This is a genomic window from Streptomyces sp. SID9727, from assembly GCF_010550605.1.
GTDB lineage: Bacteria > Actinomycetota > Actinomycetes > Streptomycetales > Streptomycetaceae > Streptomyces.
Genome location: NZ_JAAGNI010000519.1, coordinates 1 through 2316, shown reverse-complemented (window position 1 = coordinate 2316; position 2316 = coordinate 1). Strand labels below are relative to the sequence as shown.

Genomic DNA, 2316 nt, shown 5'->3' with positions numbered 1-2316 from the left:
CGTCCTGGCCGGGCGCACCGCGCTGGTCACCGGGGCGGCGAGCGGCATCGGGCTGGCCTGCGCCCGGGCGCTCGCCGACGCGGGCGCCCATGTGCACGTCGTGGACCGGGCCGGGGAGGCCGCCGAGCGCCTGGCGGACGAGCTGGGCGGGACGCCCTGGGTGGTGGACCTGTCCGAGCCGGACGTCGTGGACACCCTGCCCGCCGACGTGGACGTGGTGGTCAACAACGCGGGCATCCAGCACGTCGCGCCGGTGCACGCGTTCCCGCCGGACCTGTTCGCCCTGATCCAGCGCGTGATGGTGGAGACCCCGTTCCGCGTCTTGCGCCGGACCCTGCCGGGCATGTACGAACGCGGCTGGGGGCGCGTGGTCAACATCTCGTCGGTGCACGGGCTGCGCGCGAGCCCGTACAAGTCGGCCTATGTGACGGCCAAGCACGCACTGGAGGGGCTGAGCAAGGTGGTCGCGCTCGAAGCGGCGGAGCACGGGGTGACCAGCAACTGCGTCTGCCCCGGGTACGTGCGCACGCCGCTGGTGGAGAACCAGATCGCCGACCAGGCCCGCACGCACGGCATCTCCGAGGAGGAGGTGGTGGGGCGGGTCATGCTGGAGCGCAGCGCGGTCAAACGGCTGATCGAGCCCGCGGACGTGGCCGAGGCGGTCCTGTGGCTGTGCGGCCCGCGCACCGGGCACATCACCGGCTCCTCGCTCTCCATGGACGGCGGCTGGACCGCGAACTGACCCGCCACCCCGACCCCCGAGGAACCCCGGACGCCATGCCTGAACCGCTCCCCTCCGCCGCGCCCCACCTCCGGCGCCTGTTCGACCTGCTGGCCGACGACGCCCCGGCCGAGACGCTGGGGGCGGTCTCCTCGCAGGCGCGGGCGGAGGGGGTGCCCGCCGAGGAGCTGGCCGAGGTGGAGCGGGCGACGGCGACCGCGCTGCGGATCAGGAGCGCGCTGCGCCAGCACCGGCGGCGCGAGGCCCAGCTGACCGCGCTGTTCGACACGGCGGGGGACCTGGCGGCCTCCCGGGACCTGGACGACGTGCTGAAGGCGATCGTGCGGCGGGCCAGGATGCTGCTGGGCACGGACACCGCGTATCTGACCCTCCCCGACGAGGAGGCCGGGGACACCTACATGCGGGTCACCGACGGCTCGGTCTCGGTGCTCTTCCAGCGGCTGCGGCTGGAGCTGGGCGAGGGCCTGGGGGGTCTGGTGGCGCAGACGGCGAGCCCGTACGCGACGCCGGACTACCGCACCGACGACCGCTTCCGCCACACCCGCAACATCAACGCCGGGGTCCTCGACGAGGGCCTGGTCGCGATCCTCGGCGTGCCGCTGCTGCTGGGGTCGAGCCGGGGCGGCACGGGGAAGGTGATCGGCGTCCTGTTCGCGGCGGACCGCTCGCCCCGGGTCTTCAGCCCCGACGAGGTGGCCCTGCTCTGCTCGCTCGCGGCCCACGCGGCAATCGCCATCGACACGGCCCGCGCGCTCGCCGACACCACGGCCGCGCTGGCCGAGCTGGCCGAGGCGAACGCGGAGCTGGCCGAGGCCAACGCCTCCGTGCGGGCGCACTCGGCGGCCATGGCGCGGGCCGAGGAGTCGCACGACCGGCTCACCGACCTGGTGCTGCGCGGCCGGGACGTCAAGGACGTGGCGGCGGCGGTCGCCGGGCTGCTCGGCTCGCCGCTGACCATTCACGACCCGGGCGGCCGCCCGCTGGCCGCCGTCCGTCCGGACGGTACGGGCTTCGCCGCCGACAGCATGGACGCGGGCTGGCTGGCGGAGGCGGCCGAGGAGTCGCGTACCGGGGCGCGGGCGGTGCACCGCGACGGGCGGGTGGTGTGCGCGGTGCTCGCCGGGCAGGAGCTGCTGGCCGGGCTCGTCCTGCACCGGGCCCGCCCGCTGGACGACTCGGACCGGCGGCTGTTCGAGCGGTCGGCGGTGGTGACGGGGTTGCTGTTGCTGCTGCGGCGCACGGTGGCCGAGACGGAGAACCGGATACGCGGTGAGCTGATCGCGGACCTGCTGTCGGACCCGGACCGTGACCCGGCGGGGCTGGCCGAGCGGGGCCGCCGCCTCGGCATCGACCTGGACCGTCCGCATCTGCTGCTGGTGGCGGAGACCGGGGCGCGCGAACGGCTGGCCCCGGCCGCGATGCGGTTCCTGTTCGGCGGCGAGCACCAGGGCGTGAGCGCCGAACACGCGGGCACGGTGGTGCTGTTGACGGAGGACCCCGGTACGGGCGCGGCTGCGGCGGCCCGGGCGGCGGCGGCCCAGCTGGGGCAGCTGGCCCAGGCCCCCGTCACGGTG

At 75.6% G+C, this 2316-nt stretch carries 2 protein-coding genes; both read left to right on the top strand.

Going from position 1 to position 2316, the window contains the following annotated elements; all coding sequences use genetic code 11:
• Positions 1 to 4 precede the first annotated feature (4 nt).
• Positions 5 to 742, top strand: coding sequence for a 3-hydroxybutyrate dehydrogenase (locus G3I41_RS35375; RefSeq protein WP_164404611.1), 738 nt, complete (start codon positions 5 to 7; stop codon positions 740 to 742).
• A 35-nt stretch (positions 743 to 777) separates the two neighbouring features.
• A partial coding sequence (locus G3I41_RS35370) for a GAF domain-containing protein (RefSeq protein ID WP_164404610.1) occupies positions 778 to 2316 on the top strand: 1539 nt, incomplete at its 3' end.